A 26,391-nucleotide genomic window follows, 5' to 3' on the forward strand; every position below is an offset into this window, starting at 1 on the left:
GGAGGTCGCGCACATTGGGAGGAAAACAATGACTTACACGAAAACGGCCCCCGCGGCCGTCATAGGCGCCGTGGCTGCCGCCACCTTTGGCCTTGCAACAAACGCCGTGGCCGGTGGGCATGGCATCGATCTGGCGGGCAAAACCGTCGAATGGGTGATCCCGTTCTCGGAAACCGGCGGTTCGGCGAAATGGGCGAACTTCTACGCGCCACTTCTGTCCGAGGCTCTGCCGGGCCAACCCACCGTCGTGGTCAAATTCATGCCGGGTGCAGGTTCGACCAAAGGCGCCAACTGGTTCCAGGAACAATCCTATGACGACAGCGAAGGCACGCTGATCTTCGGCTCGTCCGGCTCGACGCAATTCCCCTACCTGCTGGGTGATCCGCGCGTGCGCTATGAATACAACGACTGGAATGTCGTGCTGGCCTCCGGCACAGGCGGCGTCGCCTATCTGCCGCCCGAACTGGCGGCCAAGATGGACGGCATGGACGCCTCCGGCCTCAAGGAAGAAGACTTCATCTACGGCAGCCAGGGCGCCACGCGTCTCGACCTCGTGCCGCTGCTGGCATGGGAAATGCTGGGCCTGAACGTCGAGCCGGTGTTCGGCATCAAGGGCCGTGGCGATGGCCGTCTGATGTTTGAACGTGGCGAAGCCAACATCGACTACCAGACGTCCTCGTCCTACCTCAAAGGTGTGACACCGCTGGTCGAGGCAGGCACCGCCGTGCCGATGATGTCCTGGGGTGCGCTGGATGCGGACGGCAATGTCGTGCGCGATCCGACCTTCCCCGACATGCCAACCTTCAAAGAGGTGTGCGAGGCAACAGACGGTTGTGAGACCAGCGGCGAAAAGTGGGACGCCTGGAAAGCGTTCTTTATCGCGGGTTTCCCGGCGCAAAAGATGGTGTTCCTGCCCGCAGGCGCATCCAACGATGCGATTGTGACCTACACCGCAGCTTTTGAGGCGGTCAAAGCACGCGCTGACTTTGCCGAGATTTCGGGCGCACGTCTGGGCAAATACCCCCAGATGACAGGTGACGCCGCCACTGGCGCGCTGAACAGCGCCACGTCGGTGCCAGAGGCCGCCAAGACCTTTGTCACCACGTGGCTCAAAGACCGTTACGGCGTTTCGCTGAAGTGATCTGATACAGCCCCCCGCCCGTTCGGGCGGGGGGACCTGTCGCCCAATCGGGGATTTTTTGCCATGGATTTCATGACGGTTGCCATGCCCGCGCTGGGCGATGCGGCGAGCCTTATCTTTCAGCCCATCGTTCTGGGGTATCTCGTTCTGGGTGTTGTGATGGGGCTGTGCGTCGGCGTCTTTCCCGGTCTGGGGGGGATTGCGGGCCTGTCGCTCTTGCTGCCGTTCATGTTCGGGATGGACCCGGTGCTGGGCCTTGCCCTGATGATCGGCATGGTCGCCGTGGTGCCGACCTCTGACACCTTTGCCTCCGTCCTAATGGGGATACCCGGATCATCGGCCAGTCAGGCCACCGTGCTGGATGGTTTTCCCATGGCCAAAAAGGGCGAAGCGGCGCGCGCGCTGTCTGCGGCCTTTGCCTCGTCGCTCTTTGGCGGTCTTGTCGGGGCCGCTTTTCTCACTGTCTTTATCCTCGTGGCGCGCCCCATCGTGCTGGAATTCCGCACGCCCGAATTGCTGATGATCACCATCTTTGGCCTGTCCATGGTCGGCATCCTCGCAGGTCGTGTCGCGATCAAGGGCATCGCGGCCGCAGGCCTCGGCATGATGATCGGAACCATCGGCGAGGGCGACAGCGCAGGCGCGCTGCGTATGGCGACCTATGACATGCCCTACCTCGCGGACGGGTTCAAACTGGTGATCGTGGGCCTCGGCATCTTTGCCATCCCCGAAATCGTCGCACTCCTCCGGCAGGACCGCGCCATCTCCGACCGCTCCGCGCTGGGCGGTGGCTGGCTGGTGGGGGTCAAGGACTGGTTCGCCAACATCTGGCTGTCCGTGCGCTGTTCCATTATCGGTGTCATCGTCGGTGTGATCCCCGGCCTTGGCGGGTCGGTCGTGGACTGGATCGCCTATGGTCACGCCGTCCAGACGACCAAGGACAAGTCCAAGTTCGGCAGCGGCGAGGTGCGCGGCGTGATCGGCCCCGAAAGTTCCAACAACGCCAAGGAAGGCGGCGGCCTCGTGCCCACGCTGCTCTTTGGCATTCCCGGTTCCGGTTCCATGGCGATCTTTATCGGGGCCATCGCCCTGCTGGGCTCCGGCAATATCGAGGTCGGCCCCTCGATGCTGAAAAACAACCTCGACATCACCTATGCCATCGTCTGGCTGCTGGCACTGGCGAACGTGGTGGGCACGCTGATCTGTATCGCCGCATCAGGCGGGATTGCGCGTCTCACGACCGTGCCTTTCGGCCTGCTGGCACCGTTCCTCTTTATGATCATCAGCTTTGCCGCCTTCCAGTCGGGCCAGAACCTGATGGACCTCGTGGCGCTCTTTGGCATCGGCCTTCTGGGCATCATGATGCGCCGTTTTGACTGGTCACGCCCCGCCTTCCTTATCGGGTTCGTGCTGTCGAACCCCGCCGAAACCTACGCCAATCAGGCGGTGCAGATTGCCCAGTCGCGCTTTCGCAAGGGGTTCGAGGAGGGCATCGACTATATCTTCTCCCCCATCGTGATCGTGCTGATCATCATCACTGTGATCTCTGTGGTGCTGGGCCTGCGTCAGGCCAAATCGATCATGGCCGAAGGCGAAGTGCAGGCCGGGACCAAACGCGCGCCGCTGATCTTTCTGCTGGTGATCCTGGGCTATCTGCTGGTGGCCTTCACCAATGCCGCGATGATCCCTGACTATGCCTCTGCCGACCGCGTGTTCCCGACCTTTGTGGCCGGGGTGGCGATCGTGGGCTGTGTGATCCTGCTGGTGCAGATGATGCTGCGCCCCGAAACACATCCCCTCTTTGCCGACCGCGAGGTCACGGACGCCGAGGCAAACGCCCACGGCCTCTGGCCCACACTGGCGTGGTTCGCGGCGCTCCTGGCGCTGACTGCGCTGCTGGGCTTTATCCTCGCGCTGGCGATCTTCCTCTTCACGTTCATCCGGTTCCGCGCCGGGCGTAGCTGGGGCTTTGCCGCCGGATACACCGCGCTGGGCATCGCCTTCATGTGCGGCATGGCGGGTCTGTTGAACCGCGATTTCCCGCCGGGGCTTTTGCAGGAATATGTCGATCTGCCATGGCCGCTGACATGACCCAGACGGCGATCCCCTTCCTGTTCATGCGGGGCGGCACGTCGCGCGGGCCCTACTTCAACCGCGCCGACCTGCCCGACGACCGCGAAACGCTCGCAGAAGTCCTGTGCAGCGCCGTGGGCGCGGGCAACCCGCGCAACATCGACGGGCTGGGCGGCGGCAATGCAGTGACCACCAAGGTCGCGATGCTGTCCGTGTCCGAGGACCCGGCAGCGGACATCGACTACTTCTTTGCCCAGGTCGCGGTCGAGGATCGGCAGGTCGACTTTTCACCCACCTGCGGCAACATCCTCGTGGGCGTGGGCCCCGCAGCCATCGAAATGGGGCTGGTCCCGGTCACCGGCGACGTCACGCGGGTCCGCATCCGCGCCGTCAACACCGGCGCATTGGTCGAGGCCGAGGTGCAGACCCCCGGCGGCCACGTGGTCTATGACGGCGACACCGCGATTGACGGCGTGCCGGGGTCTGCCGCACCCATTCCGCTCAACTTCATGGAAGTGGTCGGGTCGCGCACGGGCAAGCTATTTCCCACCGGCCAGCCCATCGACGTCATTGACGGGATCGAGGTCAGCTGCGTGGACGTGGCCATGCCGATGATGATGGCCCGCGCCGCCGATCTGGGCATCACCGGCTACGAAAGCCAGACCGAACTGGACGAAAACACCGCGCTGTTCGCGCGGATCGAAGCCCTGCGCCTCGAGGCGGGCAAGCGCATGGGCTTTGGCGACGTGACCAAATCCGTGGTGCCCAAGGTCGGGCTGATCGCAGCTCCGGCACAGGGCGGTGACATGGCCGCGCGCTATTTCATGCCGTGGACAACCCACCCCACATTGGCCGTGACTGGCTCGCAATGTCTTGCGGCCTGTGCGCTGGCACCCGGCACAGTGGCTGAGGGCCTCATTGACCCGCCAACCGCGTCACCCGCGACCTTCCGCATCGAACACCCCATGGGCCTGATGGACGTCCGCGTCCAGTTTGAAAACGGACCGGAGGGGTTCGACTTTGTCTCCGCCGGTGTGACCCGCACCGCGCGCCTCCTGGCGCGGGGGGACGTGATGATCCCGCGCGCCATCTGGGCGGGCTGATCAGGCGACCTGCACGCCCCGGCTCCAGACCTGCCGGGCCACGGCCACCCCGTCCAGATCGGCAAAGCGCACAATATCCGCACGCAGCCCTGGCGCCAGACGCCCCCGATCCGTCAACCCCACATGCTGCGCCGGGTTCGCGGTCACGGTTGCAATGCCCCGCGCCATGTCCCCCCACAACAGGCCAAGCTGCACCCCCGACATCAGCAAAGCCGCAGGCACGTAATCCGACGACAGAATGTCCAAGAGGTCCCGTTCCGCCAAATCCCGCGCCGCGACATTGCCCGAATGCGACCCGCCGCGCACAAGGTTCGGCGCGCCCATGATGATGGCAATGCCACTGGCCCGGCAGGCCTCGGCCGCCTCGACCGTGGTGGGGAATTCGGCCACCGCCACACCGTGCCCGGCAGAGGTCGTCACCTGATCGGCGGTGGTGTCGTCATGGCTGGCCAGCACCGCACCCAACCGCCTGCACGCCGCCACACCTGCCGCCTCATGCGCAGCACCCAGCCGGGCCTGCACGCCACGCAGGCGCGCGACATGCTCTTCAAACTCGGCGTCGTTCAGGCTGTTCTTGCCCATGACATAGGCCTTCATCTTGTCCATGTCGCGGAACTGGCGCTGGCCGGGCGTGTGGTCCATCAGGCTGACAATGCCAACCCGGTCCTCGGGCGTGAATTCCGTCAACTCATCGGCCAGCGTCTCCGAACAGATTTCCGCCCGCAGGTGCAGGAAATGGCTGATCTTGAGCACATCGCGCGCCCGCAGATCCAACAGCTCGGTCGCCAACGCGCGCGCGTATTTCTTGTAGCGCGCCTTGCCCGACGGGATCGACCCGACCCGCAGCGCGTCGAACACCGTGGTGATGCCGCACCCGGCCAATTCGCGGTCATGGGCCAGGATCGCAGGGCCATGGGGCCACGGCACCTTGGGCCGGGGCGAGATATGACGCTCCAGGTTGTCGGTGTGCAATTCGATCAGGCCGGGGATCAGATAGTCGCCGCCGCAATCCAGCGCTCCGCGCGGCACGGCAGCCCCTGTGCCAATCTCGGCGATCTTGCCATCCCGCAGCACCAGGTGGCCGGTCACCACCTCGGTGCCCAGGACCAGTCGGGCGTTGGCGAGCGTTGTGTCTTGTGTCATGTGGCTGTCATCTCGAACTGCAAAAGGGTTGGGGTATGTTTACGCGCTATGCCATCTACTACACGCCCGCTTCGGGCACGCCGCTGGCCGACTTTGGGGCGCACTGGCTGGGCTGGGACAGTGCCGCCGGGGCCACGCGCCCGCACCCGGATGTAGACGGCATCGATGTGGCCGGGGTCACGGACACGCCGCGCAAATACGGTTTTCACGGCACAATCAAACCGCCCTTTCGGCTGGCCGAGGGGCATCATGCCGATGACCTGCAAGACGCGCTGGCGCGTCTGTGCGAGACGGCGCAGCCTGTGACGCTGGATGCGCTTGTGCTGGCACGACTGGGTCGGTTTCTGGCGCTGGTGCCGGCGGGTGACACCGCCGCTTTGGGTGCCTTGGCCGCCCGCGCGGTGCAAGAGCTGGACGCCTTCCGCGCCCCGCCAACGCAGGCCGAGTTGACCAAACGCCGCGCTGCCCGGCTGTCGCCCGCACAGGACGCCCACCTCGTGCGCTGGGGCTATCCTTACGTGCTGGACCAGTTCCGCTTTCACCTGACGCTGAGCGGCAAGTTGGACAAACCCACGGCCGCAGCGGCCGAAGCCGCACTGTCGGAGCATTTGGCCCCATTGGACCTGGCACCCTACGTGATCGACGGACTGACTCTGCTGGGCGAGGATGCCGAGGGCCGGTTTCACCAGATCCATCGCTACACCCTCACCGGATAGAGGGCGGCTTGCGCGGCCCTGATGGTTTGATCCAACGGGCCGGAATTGTCGATTGTGAGGGCGTCGATACCTTCGGGTATGCCCGCACCCGCACGTGCAAGGCGCGCGGCGATCTCGGCGGCATCCTCGCGCCCCCGCGCACCCAACCGTGCGGCCAGAACGTCGGGTGACGCCGTCAGTGACAGCACGATCAGCTTGTCAAACCGCGCCTGCGCTTGTGGCAGAACGGCCCGCGATAGGTTGACCAGCAGGTCCCGCCCGCCGCGCAATTCGACATCCACAGTGGCGGGAATACCGTATTGCAACCCATGCGCGGCCCAGGACAGGGCAAAATGCCCAGCCTGCTGCATCTCGGCAAATGCCGCTTGGGTCGCGCTGTCAAAATCTTCGCCACCCGCGTCGGCGGGCCGGGTGATCACGCGCCGCACCAGCCCCAATGCGGGCACGGCTGCGGCCAGCGCGGCCATCACCGTGTCCTTGCCAACGCCCGACGGCCCGACCACCGCAATCAGGCGGCCACTCACGACGCAGCCCGCGGCGTGAACGCGCTCACGTCAACTTCGCGGTCACAGACCCGCGCCCGCGCGGCATCGTCGTGGAAAATCCCCACAATCGCCGCACCGCGCGCCTTGGCCGCGTCAATTAGGTCCAGAACCACCGCACGGTTGGTCGCATCCAGGCTCGCCGTCGGCTCATCCAGCAACAACGCCGGGTAATCATGGGCAAACCCGCGCGCGATGTTCACCCGCTGCTGTTCGCCACCCGAAAAGGTCGTGGGGCTCAGCGCCCACAGCCGCTCGGGGATGTTCAACATGGTCAGCAGATCACGTGCGCGCGCCTCGGCCTGTGCCGCATCCACACCCAGCACACGCAGCGGCTCGGCCACCACGTCCAGCGTCGGCACCCGTGGCACAACCCGCAGAAACTGGCTGACATACCCCAACGTTTCGCGGCGCAGGGCCAGAATGTCACGCGGCGGCGCGCTGGCCACGTCCACGTCACCGATCATGATGCGCCCCGCCTGCGCCGTGTAATTGCCGTAGATCATCCGCATCAGCGTGGATTTCCCCGCCCCCGATGCGCCCACCAGCGCCACGCACTCACCGGGTGCCACGGCCAGCGACGCACCCGCCATAACCGGGATCACCGCAGCGTTCTGGTTGTGCAGCACAAAGCGTTTGTCGACGTCTTCCACTCGGATCATGGTCATGTTCTCGGGGTCCAGTACATTCGGGTTTCGGGCTCAGACCTGCAGCACGCTCGACACGAGCAGCTGCGAATAGGCGTGTTGCGGATCGTCCAGCACCTGATCGGTGAGGCCGGTTTCAACAACATGCCCGTCCTTCATCACCATCAGCCGGTCGGCCAACAGACGCACAACGGCCAGGTCATGGGTGACGATGATGGCACTCAGCCCCATCTCGCGGACCAGCCCGCGCAACAGGTCCAACAGACGCGCCTGCACCGACACATCCAGCCCCCCCGTCGGCTCATCCATGAACACCAGCCGAGGGCCTGTGACGAGGTTGCGCGCAATCTGCAAACGCTGCTGCATGCCACCCGAAAACTGGCGCGGGCGGTCGTCCACACGGTCCTCGGCAATCTCGACCCGGCCCAGCCAGTCGATCGCAGTGCTGCGAATGCCTCCGTAGTGGCGCGCGCCCACCGCCATCAGCCGCTCGCCCACATTGCCGCCCGCACTGACGTTCATACGCAACCCGTCCCGCGCGTGCTGGTGGACAAACGCCCAATCGGTACGCCCCAGCATCCTGCGCTCCGGCTCCGACATCGTGACCGTGTCGCGCAACCCCTCCGCGCGCGTGTCGAACATCACGCGCCCCGTGTCGGATGGCATGTGCCCCGCCATACAGTTCAGCAACGTGGACTTGCCCGACCCGCTTTCGCCAACAATGCCCATCACTTCGCCCGGATAAAGGTCAAAGCTGACATCGGCACAGCCGACACGCGCACCGTAGAATTTGGACAGGCCCGCAACCTGCAACAAAGGATCAACGTGGGTCATAGGAAAACTCCAACCGCGTGCCGCCGGGCTCACGGATCATGAAATGCACCTTGGGGCCCTTGCCGGACGGCTCGGGCGCAAACTCGACCGCGACACCGGGCCAGTCACGCACCTGCGCAAACAGCTGATCCAGCGTGGCGCGGTCCGCAACCTTCAGTGCCGTATGGTGCAGGCCAACCGCCTCGTGCCGGTCAAACCCCGTGGCACCGCGTTGCTGCCATAGCGTCAGTTTTGCGTGCCCGTCCGTGACATAGGCCGACGGATAGTCCGGGTTGCCCCCAAACTCCGTCCACCCCAGACAGTCGACGAAAAAGGCGCGCGATCCGGCCAGATCCGACACCGTCAGCCCTAGGTGATCAATGCCCAACGTGCTCATGCTGCGTCCTCCGCCAATGCTCCGACATGCCCCGCCGCGCGGCGGGCCTGGCAGTAATCGGTGTCCGAACACATGAACATCCGCCCCCCCGCATCATCCACGATCAACTCGTCCAGATAGCTGTCCGTCGCCCCGCACAGACCACAGGGATGATCGGCCTTGGACGGCTCAAACGGATGGTCCTCAAAATCCAGACTGACCACCTGCGTATAGGGCGGCAGCGCATAGATACGCTGCTCACGACCTGCGCCAAAAAGTTGAATGGCGGCCATGCCCAGCTTGGGATTGTCAAACTTCGGAATGGGCGAGGGGTCCATCACATACCGCCCCTCGACCTGCACCGGATAGGCATAAGAGGTGGCAATCGCCCCATGCGCGCTGATGTCCTCGTACAGCTTCACATGCATCAAGCCGTAGTCCTCAAGCGCGTGCATCTTGCGCGTCTCCACCTCCGACGGCTCCAAAAACCGCAACGGCTCCGGGATCGGCACCTGATAGACGAGGATCTGATCCTCGCTCAAAGGCACTTCGGGGATGCGGTGGCGGGTCTGGATCACCGTGGCCGCTTCGGTCGCCTCCGTGGTGGCGACCCCCGCCGTGCGCTCGAAAAACCGGCGGATCGACACCGCGTTGGTCGTGTCATCCGCACCCTGATCAATCACCTTCAGCACGTCCGCCTGCGTCATCACCGCCGCCGACACCTGCACCCCGCCCGTGCCCCACCCATAGGGCATCGGCATCTCGCGGCTGGCAAAGGGCACCTGATAGCCCGGAATGGCCAACCCCTTGAGGATCGCGCGCCGGATCATCCGCTTGGTCTGCTCGTCCAGATAGGCAAAGTTGTACTCGCTCATGCCCGCACCTTCATTGTTCCAAAAATATGCAAAGACCAACGGCAGATCATTCCGCAGCCTCCCTGTGGGCATCGCGCGCCTCGGCGTCGCGGCGCAGCTTGCGGATCAACTCCAGTTCGGACTGGAAATCGACGTAATGCGGCAGCTTGATATGCTCCAGAAACCCCGTCGCCTGAATGTTGTCCGCGTGGTACAGCACAAATTCCTCGTCCTGTGCGGGCGCGCCCAGATTGTCTTCGCCCAACTCTTCCCAGCGCAGCGCCCGGTCGACCAATGCCATGGAAATCGCCTTGCGCTCGGACATGCCGAACACCAGACCATAGCCGCGGGTGAACTGCGGCGGCTCGGTCTTGGAGCCTTGAAACTGGTTCACCGTCTCGCATTCCGTCACCTCGACCTCGCCGATCTCGATGGCAAAGCCCAACTCCGGGATCTCCATCTCGACCGCACAGGTCCCAATCCGCAGCTCGGCCACAAAGGCGTGGTTGCGCGCGTATCCACGCTGCGTCGAATAGGCCATGCCAAGGATGAACCCCTCGTCGCCCCGCGTCAGCGATTGCAGGCGCAGCGCCCGCGTCGCGGGCAATTCCAGCGGCGCGCGGGTCAGGTCGGGCGGCACCTCCGGGCCTTCGGGCTCCTTCTGCACCAGGTCCTCGCGGTCGAGAAAAGACATGATATGCGGCTTGGTCACCCCGTCTGATGTGCCTTCGGGTGCATCGGGCACCTCGCCATCCGCGGCCAGTTTGAAATCCAGCAGCCGGTGCGTGTAGTCGAATGTCGGCCCCAGAACCTGCCCACCGGGCGCGTCCTTGAACGTCGCCGACACGCGCCGGTCGCAGGCCATCTCGCCGGTGTCCACCGGCACCGATCCGCCAAAACGGGGCAGGGTGGTCCGGTAGGCCCGGATCAGGAACACCGCCTCGATGAGGTCACCACGCGCCTGCTTGATCGCCAGCGCCGCAAGGTCAGGATCATATAATGACCCCTCGGCCATCACCCGGTTCACGGCCAGCTTCAACTGCCCCTTGATCTGCGCCACCGACAGCTCGGCCACGTCCGTGGGGCCACGGCGTTCCTCGGCCAGCCACGCATGCGCCGCGTCAATCGCCTTCTCGCCACCTTTTACCGCTACATACATGAGCTCACCTCTGGTTCGACGTACATTGGCTCACCTTTGTGCTGCGGGGCAGGGCGGCAATCTGCGCCCCGCTTGTGAACATGAAATCCACCCCCAGCGGGAACAGCGCTGCATTGCGCTGAAACACGCCCACATCGCCGGGCAGGCCAAGCGTCGCGCGGTCCCGGATACCCGGTCCGGTCAGGATCGCACCCTCTGGCGACAAGGCAGGCAATTCCACAATGACGGTCGCGGACCGGTCCGGATACTCTGCGGTGCCAATGGCCAGTTGCGTCAGGTCAATGTCCGCCCACGCGCCCAAAACGAACTGCGCCGCCGGTGCAGCTACAAGGGGCGCGCCGGTCTGGAACGTGATCCAGTCGCGCACCGCCTGGGTGTCAAAGGCCCCGGCCAGATGCACGCCGGTGTCCGGGTCGGCCAGCGTCAGCAACACACTGCTTGCCGCTCCAGAGAGGGGCGCAGGTGCGGCCCCGCCGGTGATGGTCTCGATCCGACCGGGGCGCGCCATGACCTGCATGATCGCGCGAAAGGCGGTGGAGCTTTGATGGGGCGGGTCGGCGAAGCCGCCCGCAAGGCTGGCCTGCTGCATCAATCCTCTCCTCTGGCGATGGTGAAAAAATCTACTTTGGTGGCGGCGGCCTTGGCCGCGCGGGTGCTGCGCTCTGCGTGGGCCTGCTGCGCCAAAGGCGCGATGATCCGTGTCGTAACATCCTCTGCTGCATCCGGGGACTGCATCAGCGCATCGGTCAAGGCGGCCTGCAGGGCATGGCCCTTGCCGCGCCCCTGCACATAGCCGTGGCCCACCTCGCCGGTGACCAGTCGCACGGAACAGCGCGTGACGGTCATTTCGCCCAGATTGAACGCCGCCCCCGCGGCCCCTGCACGACCGCGCACCATCACGGCACCGATCTCCGGCGCGCGGAGCACTTCGTATTCGGGCGCATATCCCGCACCCTGCCACAGCCGCGCCATCTCCGCCGCCGGCGCCTTGGCCAACGTGCCCAGCCAAGCCTTGCGGGCGCTCTGCGTTGTGTCTGTCATGGCCATCTATACACCTTGCGAAGTTGTCGAGATTCCTATACAACTAGACAAATCATAGGCGATCCGGACGGTTTCGTCCATCGCCTGATGCGTGAAACTTTCGTGACAGTGGACAGCCATGGCCAGAACACCGATCTGGAAATCCATCGCGGCAACGCTCTCGGGCGAAATTGCCGACGGCCGCTACCAGCCGGGGGACAAACTCCCGACCGAGGCGCAACTGGCCGCGCGCTTTGGCGTGAACCGCCACACCGTGCGCCACGCGCTGTCCGCACTGGTCACCGACGGTACGGTCCACACCCGGCGCGGCGCGGGTGCCTTTGTGGCGCAAACACCCACCGACTACCCCATCGGCAAACGCGTGCGGTTTCACCAGAATGTCGCCGCCGCAGGCCGCCGCCCGACCAAGGACGTGCGCGCCATCGAAACACGACAATCCAACGCTGCCGAAGCCGAGGCACTGGGCCTGCAGGCACACACGCTGGTGCATGTCTGTGACGGGCTCAGCCTCGCCGACGGGCAACCCATTGCGATCTTTCAGTCGATCTTTCCGGCGCAACAGTTCCCCGATCTGCCCGCCGCCCTCACCGCTTCGGGGTCGGTCACGCAGGCGCTGGCTGTCTCGGGGGTGCCCGACTACACCCGCGCCTGGACCCGCCTGACGGCCAAGGCCGCCACCGCAACCCAAGCCCTGCACCTGCGCATCCCCGAGGGCGCGCCGATCCTGCGCAGCGTCGGCGTCAACGTCGATCCCTCCGGCACACCGGTGGAATATGGCCGCACATGGTTTGCGGGCGACCGGGTGACGCTGACCCTGGGCGACGGCATCCCGGAATAGAGCGGACCGGGGGCGTCACTGTCACGTCACCGACATATCCACAGGCTAAGGCTGGCGCAGTTTCAACACCCGTGTCCCGCCCTTTACCTCCGAGCATCACCATGCCCCAGCACCTTCCCGCCCTGCGCCTGACCGGTGCCACCGTCCTGACAGACCGCTCAATGGTTGACCAACCGCTCGCCGTCGAAAACGGCCAGATCGTCGACCACGCAGTCCCCGAACTGGATCTGACCGGCTATCTGGTGATGCCGGGCATCATCGACCTGCACGGCGACGCCTTTGAACACCACATGGCCCCGCGGCCAACCGCACCGTTCCCCCTGCGCACTGGGCTGGTCGGCACGGACCGCGATGCGGCGGCCAACGGCGTGACAACCGCATGGATGGCCCAAAGCTGGAGCTGGGAAGGCGGGCACCGTGGCCCCGACTATGCCGAGGCTTTCATGGCCGCACACGCGGCCTATGCGCCTTTCATGCAGACGGACCTGCGCATCCAGATCCGCTGCGAAACGCACACCATGGACACGCAGGACCGACTGCTGGCCGCGATCGAGACCTATGGCATCGACTACGTGATCTTTAACAATCACCTCGACGAGGCGCTGGCTCTGTCCAAGGCCAAACCCGAAGACATCATGCTGTGGGCCAAAAAGGCAGGTCGCACGCCCGAGGAACATATGGCGCTGGTCCACGCGGCCAAGGCACGGGATGCCGATGTTCCACGCTATCTGTGCAACCTCGCGCACGCCTTTGACAGCGCCGGTGTGACCTATGGAAGTCACGATGACCCCGACGGGGCGACCCGCGAACGCTTTTCCATGATCGGTGCGCATGTGTGCGAGTTTCCAACCGGCATGGGTGCCGCGGTCGTGGCGCGGACTTGGAATGACCCGGTGCTGATGGGGGCACCCAACGTGGTGCGCGGCGGCAGCCAATCCGGCAACATCGCCGCCACTGACCTGATCGCCCAGGACGCCTGCGACGCGCTGGTGTCGGACTATTACTACCCCGCCTTGGCACAGGCGGCCTTTGCCCTGTCCGACAGCGGATTGCGCAGCCTGCCTGATGCCTGGGCAATGATCTCGTCCGAACCTGCACGGGTTGCGGGCCTGTCGGATCGTGGCAGCCTGACGCCGGGCCAACGTGCCGACCTGACCGTGATCCACGCAGACACCCGCCAGATCGAAGCAACAATGGCAGGCGGACGCTGGACCCACCTGTGCGGTGAGGTCGCCAACCGCGTGATGCGCATGCCGCGCGGCTTCTCCGTCGCCGCCGAGTAGGCGCTCGCAAACTGTTTCCAGCGCATTGCTTCGCAATGCGCGTCGCCCCGGCAGAGTATCCGCGTCAGCGGATGCGCGAGAGGGGCCAGCGGCAATCTAGTGCGGAACAGGAAGGTCTGGTGCTGTGAGAGAGGATTGAACTCTCGCACGCAGCGTATCCTGCAAGGATGCGCGTACGTCGAGACCGACCAGATCGACTTGGCCCAACATTGCTGCGGGTAGAGAGACGGCTGGTGCTGTGAGAGAGGATTGAACTCTCGACCTCACCCTTACCAAGGGTGTGCTCTACCACTGAGCTACCACAGCGCCGTGGCCGGGTGATTAGACGTAATCGCCCCCCCACGCAACCCCATTCTGGACGCCCAATCGCCCCTGCGATAGAGAAGGCGCATGGCAGATAAATCCGCACCCAAACCCAAGGCCAATTCTGACCGCGACGCACGCCTCAAGGCGGCGCTCAAGGCGAACATGGCCAAGCGTAAGGCACAGGCCCGCGCACGGTCGGAAACGGGCACGGCAAGCGGGACACCCAAGGAGCAGAACGATGGATAGTATTTTGGTGCGTGGCGGCAACGCTCTGAACGGGCAGATCCCGATTGCGGGGGCCAAAAACGCGTGCCTGACGCTGATGCCCGCGACCCTGCTCAGCGACGAGCCGCTGACGCTGACCAACGCGCCACGCCTTTCTGACATCCGCACCATGACGCAACTGCTGCAATCGCTGGGCGCCGAGGTCACGTCGATGCAGGACGGTCAGGTGCTGGCCATGTCCTGCCACGGCGACATTAACACCCGCGCCGAATATGACATCGTGCGCAAGATGCGCGCCTCCAACCTCGTGCTGGGGCCTTTGTTGGCGCGCGAAGGCCGGGCCGAGGTGTCGCTGCCCGGTGGCTGCGCCATTGGCGCGCGGCCCATGGACATCCACACCGATGGCCTCGCCAAAATGGGTGCAGAGATCGACCTGCGCGACGGCTACCTGCATGCCAAGGCGGACGGCGGCAAACTCAAGGGCGCGGTGATCGACTTCCCCTTTGCCTCTGTTGGAGCCACTGAAAACATCCTGATGGCGGCGACGCTGGCCAAGGGCACCACCGTCATCAACAACGCAGCCCGCGAGCCTGAGATCGTGGACCTCGCCAACTGCCTGCGCGCAATGGGCGCACAGATCGACGGCGACGGCACGTCCTCGATCACCATCCAGGGCGTCGACCGCCTGCACGGGGCCACACACCGCGTCGTCACCGACCGGATCGAACTGGGCACCTACATGCTGGCCCCCGCCATCTGCGGCGGTGAGGTCGAGCTGCTGGGCGGGCGCATCGACCTGGTCGGCGCGTTCTGCGAGAAACTGGACGCGGCCGGCATCTCGGTCGAGGAAACGGACAAAGGCCTCAAGGTCGCGCGCAAGAACGGGCGCATCCAGGCCGTGGACGTGACCACCGAACCCTTCCCCGGCTTTCCCACGGACCTACAGGCACAGATGATGGCGCTCCTGTGCACCGCCGAAGGCACCTCCGTGCTCGAAGAGAAGATCTTTGAAAACCGCTTCATGCATGCGCCCGAACTGGTGCGCATGGGCGCGGATATTGACGTGCATGGCGGCACCGCCACGGTCAAGGGCGTCGAACGGCTCAAGGGCGCGCCGGTCATGGCGACCGACCTGCGCGCCAGCGTCAGCCTGATCCTCGCCGGTCTCGCAGCCGAGGGCGAAACGCGGGTCGCCCGCGTCTACCACCTCGACCGCGGCTATGAACACGTGGTGCGCAAATTCTCCGGCGTGGGTGCGCATATCGAACGGGTGGCAGGCGAATGACAGACGACGCACGGTTCGAAGACGGACGCGAATCCCCCCTCAACCTCGGCGCGCTGGACGTCGAAGACCTCAAGGTCCTGTCGTCGCTGGCACAGGACGCGGTGTTTCCGATCACCGAAATGCAATGGGACAGCAAGGCCCGCCGCTTTGGCCTGCTGCTCAACCGCTTCCGCTGGGAGGATGCGGGCAAGGCGCGCCACGCGCCCGAACGGGTACAATCCGTGCTGGCCTTTGACCACGTGTTGCGCGTGGCGAGCCAAGGCATCGACCGCAGCGACACCGACATGATCCTGTCGCTCTTGACCGTCGAATTCGAACCGGGTGCGGACGGCGCGGGCGACATCCTGCTGACACTGGCAGGCGACGGGGCGATCCGCCTGTCCGTCGAGACCATCGAGGCCACGCTCAAGGACGTCACGCGCCCCTATATCGCGCCGTCGAAATCCGTCCCCAAACACGATGACTGACACCACCATCCGCGCCGCCACCGAACGTGATGTCGACGCATGGCGCGCCCTGCGCATGGATGGGATCATTCGCCACCCCCAGGCCTTCATCGTCTCCGCCGAAGAGGCGGCAGCCGTCCCGGTGGAGGAAGACGCCGCAAGGCTCCGCTCCGGCGGGCGTTTCATGGCGTTCATGGATGACACCGCCGTGGGCCTCATCGGTCTCAACCGCAACACCATGCCGCGCAGCCGCCACCGCGGCGAAATCGGCCCGCTCTATGTTGCACCGCAGGCGCGCGGGCAGGGGGTGGCCGACGCACTGCTGACCGCTGCCATGGAGGCTGGCCGCGCCATAGGCGTCTGGCAGATTGAACTGTCGGTCTATGTCAAAAACCGCCGCGCCATCGCGCTCTACGAACGCCACGGCTTTGCCCTGACCGGCAAAATCCCCAATGCCCTGCTGGGCGCAGAGGGTTTCGAGGACGATCTGCTGATGATCCGCATCTTTGATCGCACCTGAACCCGCACCTTGAGACTGCCCCACCGGCCCGCTATGTCCCGCCGGGAACGGAGAAATGCCCATGCCCCAGTTTCTTGACCACAGCGACCCGGATTTCGAGACGCAGTTCACCACCCTGCTGAACGCCAAGCGCGAGGACAGCCCGGACGTGGACGCCATCGTGGCCGAGATCATCGGTGATGTGCGCAACCGCGGCGACGCCGCCGTGATCGCGCTGACCGAACGGTTTGACCGCATCGCGCTGACACCCGACACCCTGCGCATCAGCGCGGACGAGGTGGCGCAGGCCGTGGCCCAAGTGGACGCCGCCGACCGGTCCGCGCTTGAGCTTGCCGCAGAACGCATCCGCGCCTACCACGCCCGCCAGATGCCCGACGATGCGCAATGGACGGACGACGCGGGCGCCACGCTGGGCTGGCGCTGGACGCCGGTCTCGGCGGCGGGGCTCTATGTGCCGGGGGGGCTGGCGAGCTACCCGTCCTCGGTGCTGATGAACGCGATCCCGGCCAAAGTTGCAGGGGTGGGGCGGCTCGCCATCACCGTGCCGACGCCCGACGGGGTGATCAACCCGCTGGTCCTGCTGGCCGCGCAGATCGCAGGCGTGGACGAAATCTACCGCATCGGCGGGGCGCAAGCGATTGCGGCGCTGGCTTACGGCACCGACACAATTGCGCCGGTGGACAAGATCACCGGCCCTGGCAACGCCTTTGTCGCCGCCGCCAAGCGGCGTGTGTTCGGCAAGGTCGGCATCGACATGATCGCAGGGCCTTCGGAAATCCTCGTGATCGCCGATGGCGACAACGACCCCGACTGGATCGCCCTCGACCTGCTCAGCCAGGCGGAACACGATGAAAGCGCGCAATCGCTGCTGATCACCACGGATGCAGGCTTTGGCCGCGCGGTGGCGGATGCGGTGAACGCCCGGCTCGAAACGCTGGAACGGCGCGCGATTGCCGGGGCCAGCTGGCGCGACTATGGCGCGATCATCACCGTGCCGGACCTTGCCACCGCCGCCACGCTGTCCGACCGCATCGCCCCCGAACACCTCGAGCTGTGCGTGGCCGACCCCGCGGCCCTGTCCGACCAGATCACACACGCAGGTGCGATTTTCCTGGGCCAATGGACGCCCGAAGCCATCGGCGACTATATCGGCGGGCCGAACCACGTGCTGCCCACGGCGCGGTCGGCGCGGTTCTCTTCGGGCCTGTCGGTGATGGATTTTGTCAAACGCACGACGCTGGCCCAGATGACGCCTGATGCCCTGCGCGCCATTGGTCCGGGGGCCGAACGTCTCGCTGCCTCCGAGAGCCTCGAGGCGCACGGCCTGTCTGTCACCGCCCGCCTGCGCAAACTCAACGACCGTTGACGCGCGGGCATTGGGCGGCCTGCCATTGTGTTGCCCGCTCCGAGACCCTAATCATGGGTCAACCGAGACCGTTTGCCGAAAGCCCGCGTGACCATGACCCGTATTGCCCGCATCACGCTGGATGATGCCAACCTGCCGCCCCCCACGCCAGAGATCGAACAAGAGCGCAAAGTCGCCATGTTCGACCTGCTGGAGGACAACACATTCGTGCTGCCCACCCGCGACGCACGCCCCGTGCCTGCGGGGCCCTATCACGTGGGCCTGTCGATCCGCGACAAACGGCTGGTGTTCGACGTGCAGACCGAGGCCGAGGAAAAGGCCGCCGAATTCCACCTGTCGCTTGGTCCCTTCCGGCAGGTGGTCAAGGACTACTTCCAGATCTGCGAAAGCTATTTCGAGGCGGTCAAGAAACTGCCCCCCAGCCAGATCGAAACCATCGACATGGCCCGCCGCGGCATCCACAACGAAGGCAGCCGCGTGCTGCAAGAGCGTCTCGAAGGCAAGGCCGAGGTCGACACCGATACCGCCCGGCGGCTCTTTACCCTGATCTGTGTCCTGCATTTTGGCGGATAAATGACGCTCCCCCTGCCGCAATCCGTGCTCTTTTGTTGCGACCACAATGCGGTCCGGTCCCCCATGGCCGAAGGGATCATGAAGAAATTCTACGGCACCGGCACATACGTCCAATCGGTGGGCGTCAAGAACGACATGGAAATCGACGGCTTCTCCATCGCGGTGTGCCAGGAGATGGACGTGGAACTGTCGCGCCACCGCTCGCGCAGCTTTGACGAAATGGAGGACTGGGGCGACGACCTCAGCTCTTTCGACCTCGTGGTCGCCCTCAGCCCCGCCAGCCAGCGCCGTGCACTGGAACTGACGCGGTTCTACCACCTCGAAGTAGAATACTGGCCCATCCTCGACCCCACCGGCCTCGGTGAAACGCGCGAGGCCAAACTGGAAAGCTACCGCGCCGCCCGCGACCAGATCATCGCCCGCCTGACAGACCGCTGGGGCCCGGCCCAAGGAACCACATGATGCACATCATTCAGCAGTATTTCGACGCGTTCAACGCCGGCGACACCGCCGCCATGCTGGACTGCCTGACCGACGATGTGGCCCATCACGTGAACGAGGGGCAGATCCGCACCGGCAAGACGGCGTTCGAGGCGTTCTGCGCCCACATGACCCGCTGCTACAGCGAAACCCTGACCGACATGGTGATCCTGTCCCACCCGGACGGCGCCCGCGCCGCCGCCGAATACATGGTCAACGGCACCTACCTCGCCACCGATGACGGCCTGCCAGAGGCGCGGGGCCAGACCTACCGCCTGCCCGCAGGGTCGTTCTTTGATCTGTCGGGCGGCAAAATTGCCCGCGTCACCACCTACTACAACCTCGCCGACTGGGTGCGGCAAGTCTCTGCATGAAGATCGAACCGCTGACCGGTGCCCGCCTCGGGGACTTGCTGGATGACGTGGCCCAACTGCGCATCGCCATCTTCCGCGACTGGCCCTACCTCTACGACGGTGACGTGGCCTACGAACGGCGCTACCTTCAGGTCTACGAGGACAGCCCCCGCGCCATCGTCCTCGGTGCCTTCGACGGCGACTGGCTGGTGGGCGCCGCAACAGGCACACCCATGTCCGAACATGCCGACGACTTTGCCGACGCCTTTGCGCAAAGCGACATGGACATCGCCAACACGTTCTACTGCGGAGAAAGCGTGCTGCTGCCCCGTTACCGTGGCCGCGGGATCGGTCACCGCTTCTTTGATGGCCGAGAGGCGTTTGCGCGCATGGGCGGGTTCAGCCACATCTGCTTTGCCTCCGTGGTCCGGCCCCAGGATCACCCCCTGCGCCCCAAGGACTACCGCCCGCTCGACGGGTTCTGGGAACGGCGCGGATACGAACGGATGCCCGGCGTCATAGCGCGTTTTCCGTGGAAAGACGTTGATCAACCGGGCGAAACCGTCAAACCGCTACAGTTCTGGTCCCGCGCCCTCTGACACTTTGGCACAACCACCCGAAACGCTCAGGCTCATTGCGCGCGTCAGGCATTGTTCTGCCCTAAGTGCACAACCGCGCGGCGCGGTCGCTGTAATCACGCCACTTGCGCCAAAACCGCTCATCCGTGCTGCGATCCGACTGACGTACGACCTGCGCCTGATGCGGGTCGGAAAAGAACCGCGCCCCGCGCCGCTGATCGTCCGCACTCAGCGACTGGTTGGCGACCGCCTGCACACAGCCACACCGCTCGCGGCTGGCCTGTTTGCGCCCCGCCGAACGGCAGGCCGAGAAAATCGGCCCCGTCGAAAACAGAACGGCGGGTGAGCGCACTGCGTTTGCGCTCGAATACCGTGTGCCACCGCTCGAACAGGCGGCAAGGGTCAGGGCGGCAACGCCCGCAATAAGGATGGTCGTCGGTTTCATGACGTGGTGCCTGTGTCTGCTCCGGCGGGTTGGCCCGCTCTGGCGCAACTATGCCGGATTTCCGAGGCAAGGGCAATTCACACCTCTGTGCCGTGTGCGCGCAGCGCGGTGTTGACGGCATCGGAGAGCGGTATTTGACCACCCCGGGTCCAAAGGCTAAGGATTTCGAAACAACACCCGAGGTCCCATGTCCCGCACCGTCCTGTTCTTACTTGCGCTAAGCGCCGTCGTGACACTCTCCGCCTGCGAAACCGCCAAAGGCGTGGGTCGGGACATCACAAGAGCCGCAGAAGCGGTCGACCGAGCGATTTAAACTTCAGCCGTACAAAGACACGTCAGGCCAGGCGTCCAGCCCGCCGCCGTAGGAGTGCAACCCAAGCAAAAGCAAGGCTTTTGCCGCGCCCGACCCTCCCCCCGGGAGGGCGCAAGACGCCCACCCAGGGTCGGGCGCTTTGAGGGATGCAAAGCTAGCATTTCAATTCACAAATGGCAGCCAAGCTTTCCCCGCTTCGATAATTCTTTGCAGCTGCGCCGGGTTTGCCAGAAGATACGCGCCGCCCATCGGGACACCCCACCGGATAGCCTGATCAATCGTAAGATCGGCTTTCCTGCCGAAATACCTCAGCACATCGCTTACCCAATTTGCAATCGCATCGATTGAACGGCGGACAATCCACCTGTCTGGGCTGTCACGTTCAACTTCTTGCTCCAGAGCGTCGATAGCAGCCCAAACGATCTCACGCCGCCCGACATGATCCGGTTCGTCGATCAATTCTGGCGGGTTGTTATGCCCACGGTGGACAAGCACTTCTTCTTTGACGACCGTTTTAGTCGAGTCGCGAAATTTCGAGATAGCAGACTTCAGCGCCAACCGAGCCTCGATCCCCCGGATCGCCTTGGCCACTTTGGCCAGCGCATCCTCGCCTTCCCAAACGACGTCCGGGATCAACGCTACCTCAATCGCCAGATCCCAATTGGTGAATTCCCCATGCCACATTTCGCTGTACCAACGCCGCCAAAAGGCCCAATCATCGTTTGCTGCCAGATAGGCTAGGAAAGTCTCGTGGTTTTCGGCAATATTCTTTGGCACGGAAACGCTGCCCCAAAGTGTCCGGTGCAATAGCTGCGAGATTGAGTGTTTCGTGTCTTCAGAAAGCGCTCTTTCTAGCGCTGTAACGTAAAGCCGGGAGTCTGAGGCTTTTTCAATAGAGCGGCTTGTCGATAGCACGGCAGCTTTTGCATTTAAGGCGGAGTCTGGTGAATAGGCGGCCGCGCGTGCCGCCGCAAAGGCAACGGTCGATGATGACCGAGTGTTTACATTCATACTGGCTTTGTCGGCTGCGAGGACAGCTGCGCGAGCTGCCCGTTGCAGTGTTTGTCTTTCCGAATTGCCTGGTGGTCCAAAAACCATGGACACGAGCAAACATCTGAAACTCGTAAGGGCCAAAAGCTCGACAAGTTCGCTCGACTCGGTGCCTACGTTCGCCAAAATGCGAAGGGCTGCCCGACCTGCAATAGGACCACGCACTCTGGGGTTTTGCGTTTCAAACCAAGCCGCCGTGGCCTCGACGTTGGAAAAATCAACCTCAGCCACACCCGCACCCCACCTGCGACACCAACCCCATTGACCACCCCCGAAATCCCCTACATATCCCAACCATGACACCGCTTTCACATATCCGCAATTTCTCCATCGTCGCCCATATCGACCACGGGAAATCGACCCTCGCTGACCGGCTGATCCAGTCCACCAACACCGTGGCAGACCGGGACATGAAGGAACAGCTGCTCGACAGCATGGATATCGAACGCGAGCGTGGCATCACCATCAAGGCCAACACCGTCCGCATCGACTACACCGCCCAGAACGGTGAGCAGTACGTGCTCAACCTGATCGACACCCCCGGCCACGTGGACTTTGCCTACGAAGTGTCCCGCTCCATGCGCGCCGTCGAAGGGTCGCTGCTGGTTGTGGACAGCACCCAAGGGGTCGAGGCGCAGACGCTGGCCAATGTCTATCAGGCCATCGACGCGGATCATGAGATCGTGCCGGTCTTCAACAAGATCGACCTGCCCGCATCGGATATCGACCGCGTCGCCGAACAGGTCGAGGACGTGATCGGCATCGACGCCTCGGGTGCCATCGCGGTGTCGGCCAAAACCGGCGAGGGCATCATGGAAACGCTCGAGGCCATCGTCACCGAACTCCCCGCGCCCACAGGCAACCCCGACGCCGATCTCAAGGCCATGCTGGTCGACAGCTGGTACGACAGCTACCTCGGCGTCATCGTCCTGATCCGCGTCATCGACGGCCGCCTGAAAAAGGGCGAAAAGATCAAGTTCCTGTCCAACAACACCATCCACCACGTGGACCGCGTCGGCGTCTTCCGTCCGCAAATGGAAATGGTGGACAGCCTCGGCCCCGGCGAAATCGGCTTCCTGACGGCAAGCATCAAACAGGTCCGCGACACCCGCGTCGGCGACACGATCACCCACGAACGCAAAGAGGTCGAGGCACTCCCCGGCTTCAAGCCTGCGCAACCGGTGGTCTTCTGCGGCCTCTTCCCCGTGGACAGCGCCGAGTTCGAAGACCTCCGCGACGCCATCGACAAACTCGCCCTCAACGATGCCTCCTTCAGCTTCGAAATGGAAACCTCCGCCGCGCTCGGCTTTGGCTTCCGCTGCGGCTTCCTCGGGCTCCTGCACCTCGAAGTGATCCGCGACCGGATCGAGCGGGAATACAACATCGAACTGATCACCACCGCACCCTCGGTCATCTACCACGTCTACATGCGCGATGGCTCGATGATCGAGCTGCACAATCCCGCCGACATGCCCGACCTCACCCATGTCGACCACCTCGAAGAGCCGCGGATCAAGGCCACGATCCTGGTCCCCGACGAATACCTCGGCGACGTGCTGAAACTCTGCCAGGACCGGCGGGGGATCCAGGAAGACCTCACCTACGCCGGCACCCGCGCCATGGTCGTCTACGACCTGCCCCTGAACGAAGTGGTGTTCGATTTCTACGACCGCCTGAAATCGGTGACCAAGGGCTATGCGTCCTTTGACTACCAACTGACGGGCTACCGCACGGACAACCTTGTGAAAATGTCGATCCTGGTAAACGACGAACCCGTGGACGCCCTGTCGATCATGGTCCACCGAGACCGCGCCGAAATGCGTGGCCGCGCGATGGTGGAAAAACTCAAAGACCTGATCCCCCGCCACATGTTCAAAATCCCGATCCAGGCGGCCATCGGCGGCAAGGTCATCGCCCGCGAAACGCTGTCGGCCATGCGCAAGGACGTGACGGCGAAATGCTACGGGGGCGACGCGACTCGGAAGCGGAAGCTGCTGGACAAGCAGAAGGCGGGTAAGAAGAAGATGCGCCAGTTCGGGAAGGTGGATATCCCGCAGGAGGCATTCATCAGCGCACTCAAAATGGACGGCTAAGCCGTCCGTTTTGGGCGCTGAGGAATGCCAGTGCGCGAAAGTCGTATCGCGCAGCGATGCGCGTAGCGGCACCCGGTTGCTTTGTTGTATGCGAAAAAAGGGCCGCGTTTCGCGGCCCTTTTCCTATTTCTCTTTGCGAACACCTTTGAACGGTTTTTTGTCGGAAGTTTTAACATCCATGAACCGCCCAGAGTCGGCGTCCCGTTTCACATAGTGTCCAGAGGGTGTCTTGGTCTGAGACCGTTTCCGAACCATTCCCTTGCGATGGCCATCGCCGGTAGGTGGGTTTGTAGCCATGATGTAGTCCTTTATTGCGTATGACAATTGGGTGAGCAGTAGTAGCACCCGTTCACTTGGCTATAGTGTTTCTTCGCTTGCTGGACGGCAGGGCCACAACTTCCAAAATCCCCAAGGTTAATCCGGTTGTGAGTTTCCGGAAGCCTCGTACAGCTCTCCTTGTGAACCTCATGGTCCCCGTTGGACTGAGCGTTCTTGTTTACATAGTATATTGCCATAATTGGCCTCGCAAAATTGTGCGACAATTGTCGCATGTGGGCGAGGACGCTTGACTCACTCGATCCGAGTTGATTCACTCAGTTTGCACACCGAACTACCGCTGCGGCCTCATTGGGTTGCGGTTCCGGAGTGAGACGCCGCATTGGTCTGACCACCTTTGCGGCGTCACCGATTCTCCAGATGTCAAAACGATAATGGTGGACATAGGGCGACGCTGTCAAGCGTCAGGGGCACATTTCGTGATGGGAAGCCCTACGCAGTGTAGAAAACTACTATATGCAGTATTTGTCAATAGTATGTGGTTACATTTCTGTAGATAACTATATCGTCCACTTGCTTCTATATGCTGTGGATATTCATTTACTTATAGATATTTTTCTTGAAACCCCGCCCTACGCCACCAAACCCATCCCGACCCGAAACCGCACATCCCAATGAACACTCGAATCCACCCACTCCCCAGCCCGCTCCACAAACCTGTACCCAGCCTCAACCCCCTTCAAAACACCACCCCACTCACCAACCCCACATTCGCGTAAGGCGTGCCTTCCCCCGTGCGCACCACCGCGACGGCCCCGACAGTACGCTCTTTGAACACCTCGTGGCTCACCAGATCGCACTGCACCCGCGCGTCGATCTCGCCGCCCACGGCGCTAGCCTCCTCCGCGCGGAACGCCGTCTCCACGCACATCTCGCTCAGCACCGTGTCCAGCACCTCCAGCATCGCGGGCACGCCCAGCGTCACCGCCAGATCCACGCAAGGCACCCCTGCGGGTACGGGCAATCCCGCGTCCGCGATCACCAGCAGGTCGCCGTGTCCCAGCGCCGCCACGATGCGCGACAGCTCTGCGTTCAAAATTCCGGATTTCTTCATGACGCCACCTCCGCGTCCGATCCTAGCCGACCGCGCCGCGCCGGGCTACCGTCGCGCGGCCTTCCACGCCGCATACTCCGCGTCGTCCATCCCCATCGGTGGGTAGCCGCCCGACAGCGGCAGCACCGGTTCGGACCGCCAGCGCGCCGTGTCCTCGATCGCCGCCACCCGGCGGGCGTGGTCCACGCAGGCGCGGTGCAGCGCCTCTTCGGGGTTCAGGCCGATGGCGCGGTGGAGCACCATTTCGTCACGCATCGGGATCACCACGCACATCGGTTTGCGGTGGTGATGCAGCCACAGGTGCCCCATCTCCTCGTGCACGAACTTCAGCTCTCGGCTGGCGTGTTTGCGGAATTCCGTGAAAGAAATCTTGCGAATTTCGGTGGGCATGGTGACGCACCCCTTGGGCCAGTGGACAAAACGTACACTTTGCTGCCGAAACCGTGCATTTCATCAAAAACGGCCCCAAATCGTGTGATCGGGGCCGTCGATGACTGTGCAGATCGGGGCCGAAACTGTACGTTTGCGACCCTAGCGTGGTGCCCTCAGCTCGCGGTTAAGCCACCGTGCGCTGCGGACACCAAACCGTCACTTATGTCCGAACGCCGCGTTGGGCATCCAGTCGGGCGACCCTTTGCCCGCGCGCATGTGCAGGCACGCGGTGCCCGTGCGCTGGAAATACGTGATGTCGACCGGATACCATCCGGCCTGCGGCACCTCGACCTGTACGGCGCGCGTTTCAAAGCACTTTTGCCGCCCGTCGAAATACCCGACGGTCTGCCCGCCGACCTTGGCGTCGAGGCCGTCATTGGTCAGGAAGTCGATGTTGTACGTGCCGGGCGCGTCGAACTTGACGTAGCCCGAAATGCCCGCCGCCACGTAGTGCGCGCGCTTGGATGTCAGGGTGGCGTCGCCGTCGCGCGTGTCGCGGTAATCAAGGCCTTTGAGCGCCGGTCCGGCCTTGGCTTTCTTGAGCGCGCGATTGGCCTGGTTGATGCTCTTGACGTCTGGCGGATAGGCGTATTTCACAGCCAGACCCGGCTTGAGCCCCGAAGGCTGCGGGTTGGCGGGTTTCAGTTTCAGCGGCGCGGCATAGGTTGCAGTGGCCAGCAAAACAGCTGTGGCGGCCATGGCGGCCGTCTTCAAAATCGTCATCATTCACTCCCCTTGGACTGGCCGCTTGGTGCGGCCTTGAATCACGGGAAGTCTAAGAGGCGCTACGGTCTGCTGACAACAGTT

Annotated in this window: 30 protein-coding genes and 1 tRNA gene; 16 read left to right on the top strand and 15 right to left on the bottom strand. The window is 63.8% G+C overall.

The genetic code is table 11. The features are described from left to right. Window positions 1-28: 28 nt before the first annotated feature. The 3 genes from Q0936_RS12630 to Q0936_RS12640 all read left to right on the top strand — a co-directional run bounded on the left by Q0936_RS12630 (window position 29) and on the right by Q0936_RS12640 (window position 4,317). Entirely contained in the window at window positions 29-1,141 is a 1,113-nt protein-coding gene (locus Q0936_RS12630) for a tricarboxylate transporter (RefSeq protein ID WP_299142945.1), read from the top strand. A gap of 63 nt (window positions 1,142-1,204) precedes the next feature. Then, on the top strand, window positions 1,205-3,232 hold the full coding sequence (locus tag Q0936_RS12635; RefSeq protein WP_299293649.1) for a tripartite tricarboxylate transporter permease: 2,028 nt from the start codon (window positions 1,205-1,207) through the stop codon (window positions 3,230-3,232). Further along, entirely contained in the window at window positions 3,229-4,317 is a 1,089-nt protein-coding gene (locus Q0936_RS12640) for a 4-oxalomesaconate tautomerase (RefSeq protein WP_299293646.1), read from the top strand. Before Q0936_RS12635 ends, Q0936_RS12640 begins: the two co-directional genes overlap by 4 nt. On the opposite strand, the gene Q0936_RS12645 is transcribed toward Q0936_RS12640, so the two are convergent. Continuing rightward, complete coding sequence (locus Q0936_RS12645; RefSeq protein WP_299142936.1) at window positions 4,318-5,460, bottom strand: alpha-D-ribose 1-methylphosphonate 5-triphosphate diphosphatase; 1,143 nt, start codon at window positions 5,458-5,460, stop codon at window positions 4,318-4,320. A gap of 35 nt (window positions 5,461-5,495) precedes the next feature. On the opposite strand from Q0936_RS12645, the gene Q0936_RS12650 reads away from it, so the two are divergent. Beyond that, the gene (locus Q0936_RS12650) at window positions 5,496-6,176 is read left to right on the top strand and encodes a DUF1045 domain-containing protein (RefSeq protein WP_299293643.1); all 681 of its coding nucleotides are present in this window, start codon (window positions 5,496-5,498) and stop codon (window positions 6,174-6,176) included. On the opposite strand, the gene phnN is transcribed toward Q0936_RS12650, so the two are convergent. The 8 genes from phnN to phnG are packed head-to-tail and all read right to left on the bottom strand — an operon-like array spanning window position 6,158 to window position 11,608. Further along, window positions 6,158-6,700, bottom strand: coding sequence for a phosphonate metabolism protein/1,5-bisphosphokinase (PRPP-forming) PhnN (gene phnN / locus Q0936_RS12655; RefSeq protein ID WP_299293640.1), 543 nt, complete (start codon window positions 6,698-6,700; stop codon window positions 6,158-6,160). The two genes, Q0936_RS12650 and phnN, sit on opposite strands and share 19 nt — an antisense overlap. Then, entirely contained in the window at window positions 6,697-7,380 is a 684-nt protein-coding gene (gene phnL / locus Q0936_RS12660) for a phosphonate C-P lyase system protein PhnL (RefSeq protein ID WP_299293803.1), read from the bottom strand. Before phnL ends, phnN begins: the two co-directional genes overlap by 4 nt. A 39-nt stretch (window positions 7,381-7,419) precedes the next feature. Next, complete coding sequence (phnK, locus tag Q0936_RS12665) at window positions 7,420-8,199, bottom strand: phosphonate C-P lyase system protein PhnK (protein ID WP_299293637.1); 780 nt, start codon at window positions 8,197-8,199, stop codon at window positions 7,420-7,422. After that, window positions 8,186-8,575: a VOC family protein gene (locus tag Q0936_RS12670; RefSeq protein WP_299142924.1), complete on the bottom strand. Its 390-nt coding sequence runs from the start codon at window positions 8,573-8,575 to the stop codon at window positions 8,186-8,188. The genes phnK and Q0936_RS12670 overlap by 14 nt, the downstream gene beginning before the upstream one ends. Then, on the bottom strand, window positions 8,572-9,429 hold the full coding sequence (locus Q0936_RS12675) for an alpha-D-ribose 1-methylphosphonate 5-phosphate C-P-lyase PhnJ (RefSeq protein ID WP_299142921.1): 858 nt from the start codon (window positions 9,427-9,429) through the stop codon (window positions 8,572-8,574). Before Q0936_RS12675 ends, Q0936_RS12670 begins: the two co-directional genes overlap by 4 nt. A gap of 46 nt (window positions 9,430-9,475) precedes the next feature. Then, complete coding sequence (locus tag Q0936_RS12680; RefSeq protein ID WP_299293634.1) at window positions 9,476-10,567, bottom strand: carbon-phosphorus lyase complex subunit PhnI; 1,092 nt, start codon at window positions 10,565-10,567, stop codon at window positions 9,476-9,478. Window positions 10,568-10,571: 4 nt separating this feature from the next. Beyond that, window positions 10,572-11,156 (bottom strand): phosphonate C-P lyase system protein PhnH, encoded by a 585-nt coding sequence (gene phnH, locus Q0936_RS12685; RefSeq protein WP_299293631.1) that lies wholly within the window; start codon window positions 11,154-11,156, stop codon window positions 10,572-10,574. Continuing rightward, complete coding sequence (phnG, locus tag Q0936_RS12690; protein WP_299293629.1) at window positions 11,156-11,608, bottom strand: phosphonate C-P lyase system protein PhnG; 453 nt, start codon at window positions 11,606-11,608, stop codon at window positions 11,156-11,158. Before phnG ends, phnH begins: the two co-directional genes overlap by 1 nt. Window positions 11,609-11,726: 118 nt before the next feature. On the opposite strand from phnG, the gene phnF reads away from it, so the two are divergent. Together phnF and Q0936_RS12700 are read left to right on the top strand one after the other, a co-directional pair. After that, window positions 11,727-12,446: a phosphonate metabolism transcriptional regulator PhnF gene (phnF, locus tag Q0936_RS12695; protein WP_299142903.1), complete on the top strand. Its 720-nt coding sequence runs from the start codon at window positions 11,727-11,729 to the stop codon at window positions 12,444-12,446. Between the two features lie 101 nt (window positions 12,447-12,547). Next, window positions 12,548-13,729 carry an alpha-D-ribose 1-methylphosphonate 5-triphosphate diphosphatase gene (locus Q0936_RS12700; RefSeq protein WP_299293627.1) on the top strand — a complete coding sequence of 394 codons (1,182 nt, stop codon included), beginning with the start codon at window positions 12,548-12,550 and terminating at the stop codon, window positions 13,727-13,729. Window positions 13,730-13,960: 231 nt separating this feature from the next. On the opposite strand, the gene Q0936_RS12705 is transcribed toward Q0936_RS12700, so the two are convergent. Further along, a tRNA-Thr gene (locus Q0936_RS12705) sits at window positions 13,961-14,035 on the bottom strand. Between the two features lie 84 nt (window positions 14,036-14,119). Between Q0936_RS12705 and Q0936_RS12710 the strand changes: the two genes are divergently transcribed. The 9 genes from Q0936_RS12710 (at window position 14,120) to Q0936_RS12750 (ending at window position 19,882) form a co-directional block, all read left to right on the top strand. After that, complete coding sequence (locus tag Q0936_RS12710) at window positions 14,120-14,281, top strand: hypothetical protein (protein WP_299142894.1); 162 nt, start codon at window positions 14,120-14,122, stop codon at window positions 14,279-14,281. Further along, the gene (gene murA, locus Q0936_RS12715) at window positions 14,274-15,545 is read left to right on the top strand and encodes a UDP-N-acetylglucosamine 1-carboxyvinyltransferase (RefSeq protein WP_299293624.1); all 1,272 of its coding nucleotides are present in this window, start codon (window positions 14,274-14,276) and stop codon (window positions 15,543-15,545) included. Before Q0936_RS12710 ends, murA begins: the two co-directional genes overlap by 8 nt. After that, window positions 15,542-16,012, top strand: coding sequence for a DUF2948 family protein (locus Q0936_RS12720; RefSeq protein ID WP_299293621.1), 471 nt, complete (start codon window positions 15,542-15,544; stop codon window positions 16,010-16,012). The genes murA and Q0936_RS12720 overlap by 4 nt, the downstream gene beginning before the upstream one ends. Further along, a complete protein-coding gene (locus Q0936_RS12725; protein WP_299293618.1) occupies window positions 16,005-16,511 on the top strand; it encodes a GNAT family N-acetyltransferase in 507 nt (168 codons plus the stop codon). The genes Q0936_RS12720 and Q0936_RS12725 overlap by 8 nt, the downstream gene beginning before the upstream one ends. A gap of 61 nt (window positions 16,512-16,572) precedes the next feature. Further along, entirely contained in the window at window positions 16,573-17,877 is a 1,305-nt protein-coding gene (gene hisD / locus Q0936_RS12730; protein ID WP_299293615.1) for a histidinol dehydrogenase, read from the top strand. Window positions 17,878-17,970: 93 nt separating this feature from the next. Next, a complete protein-coding gene (locus Q0936_RS12735) occupies window positions 17,971-18,450 on the top strand; it encodes a UPF0262 family protein (protein WP_299293612.1) in 480 nt (159 codons plus the stop codon). Continuing rightward, window positions 18,451-18,912, top strand: a complete 462-nt coding sequence (locus tag Q0936_RS12740) for a low molecular weight phosphatase family protein (RefSeq protein ID WP_299293608.1) — start codon at window positions 18,451-18,453, stop codon at window positions 18,910-18,912. Continuing rightward, entirely contained in the window at window positions 18,909-19,304 is a 396-nt protein-coding gene (locus tag Q0936_RS12745) for a ketosteroid isomerase-related protein (protein ID WP_299143129.1), read from the top strand. The genes Q0936_RS12740 and Q0936_RS12745 overlap by 4 nt, the downstream gene beginning before the upstream one ends. Further along, window positions 19,301-19,882 (top strand): GNAT family N-acetyltransferase, encoded by a 582-nt coding sequence (locus Q0936_RS12750; protein WP_299142856.1) that lies wholly within the window; start codon window positions 19,301-19,303, stop codon window positions 19,880-19,882. The genes Q0936_RS12745 and Q0936_RS12750 overlap by 4 nt, the downstream gene beginning before the upstream one ends. 61 nt (window positions 19,883-19,943) lie before the next feature. Here Q0936_RS12750 and Q0936_RS12755 read toward each other — a convergent pair whose 3' ends face one another. Further along, the gene (locus Q0936_RS12755; protein WP_299293605.1) at window positions 19,944-20,306 is read right to left on the bottom strand and encodes a hypothetical protein; all 363 of its coding nucleotides are present in this window, start codon (window positions 20,304-20,306) and stop codon (window positions 19,944-19,946) included. A 475-nt stretch (window positions 20,307-20,781) separates the two neighbouring features. After that, entirely contained in the window at window positions 20,782-21,900 is a 1,119-nt protein-coding gene (locus Q0936_RS12765; protein ID WP_299378169.1) for a hypothetical protein, read from the bottom strand. A gap of 65 nt (window positions 21,901-21,965) precedes the next feature. On the opposite strand from Q0936_RS12765, the gene lepA reads away from it, so the two are divergent. Then, window positions 21,966-23,762 carry a translation elongation factor 4 gene (lepA, locus tag Q0936_RS12770; RefSeq protein WP_299293599.1) on the top strand — a complete coding sequence of 599 codons (1,797 nt, stop codon included), beginning with the start codon at window positions 21,966-21,968 and terminating at the stop codon, window positions 23,760-23,762. Between the two features lie 1,015 nt (window positions 23,763-24,777). Here lepA and rbsD read toward each other — a convergent pair. The 3 genes from rbsD to Q0936_RS12785 form a co-directional block, all read right to left on the bottom strand. Further along, window positions 24,778-25,152, bottom strand: coding sequence for a D-ribose pyranase (gene rbsD, locus Q0936_RS12775; protein ID WP_299293595.1), 375 nt, complete (start codon window positions 25,150-25,152; stop codon window positions 24,778-24,780). A gap of 45 nt (window positions 25,153-25,197) precedes the next feature. After that, window positions 25,198-25,542 carry a hypothetical protein gene (locus Q0936_RS12780; RefSeq protein WP_299293592.1) on the bottom strand — a complete coding sequence of 115 codons (345 nt, stop codon included), beginning with the start codon at window positions 25,540-25,542 and terminating at the stop codon, window positions 25,198-25,200. A gap of 198 nt (window positions 25,543-25,740) precedes the next feature. Beyond that, window positions 25,741-26,307, bottom strand: coding sequence for a PA14 domain-containing protein (locus Q0936_RS12785; protein ID WP_299143126.1), 567 nt, complete (start codon window positions 26,305-26,307; stop codon window positions 25,741-25,743). Window positions 26,308-26,391: the final 84 nt, after the last annotated feature.

This window comes from uncultured Tateyamaria sp. (assembly GCF_947488715.1).
GTDB lineage: Bacteria > Pseudomonadota > Alphaproteobacteria > Rhodobacterales > Rhodobacteraceae > Tateyamaria.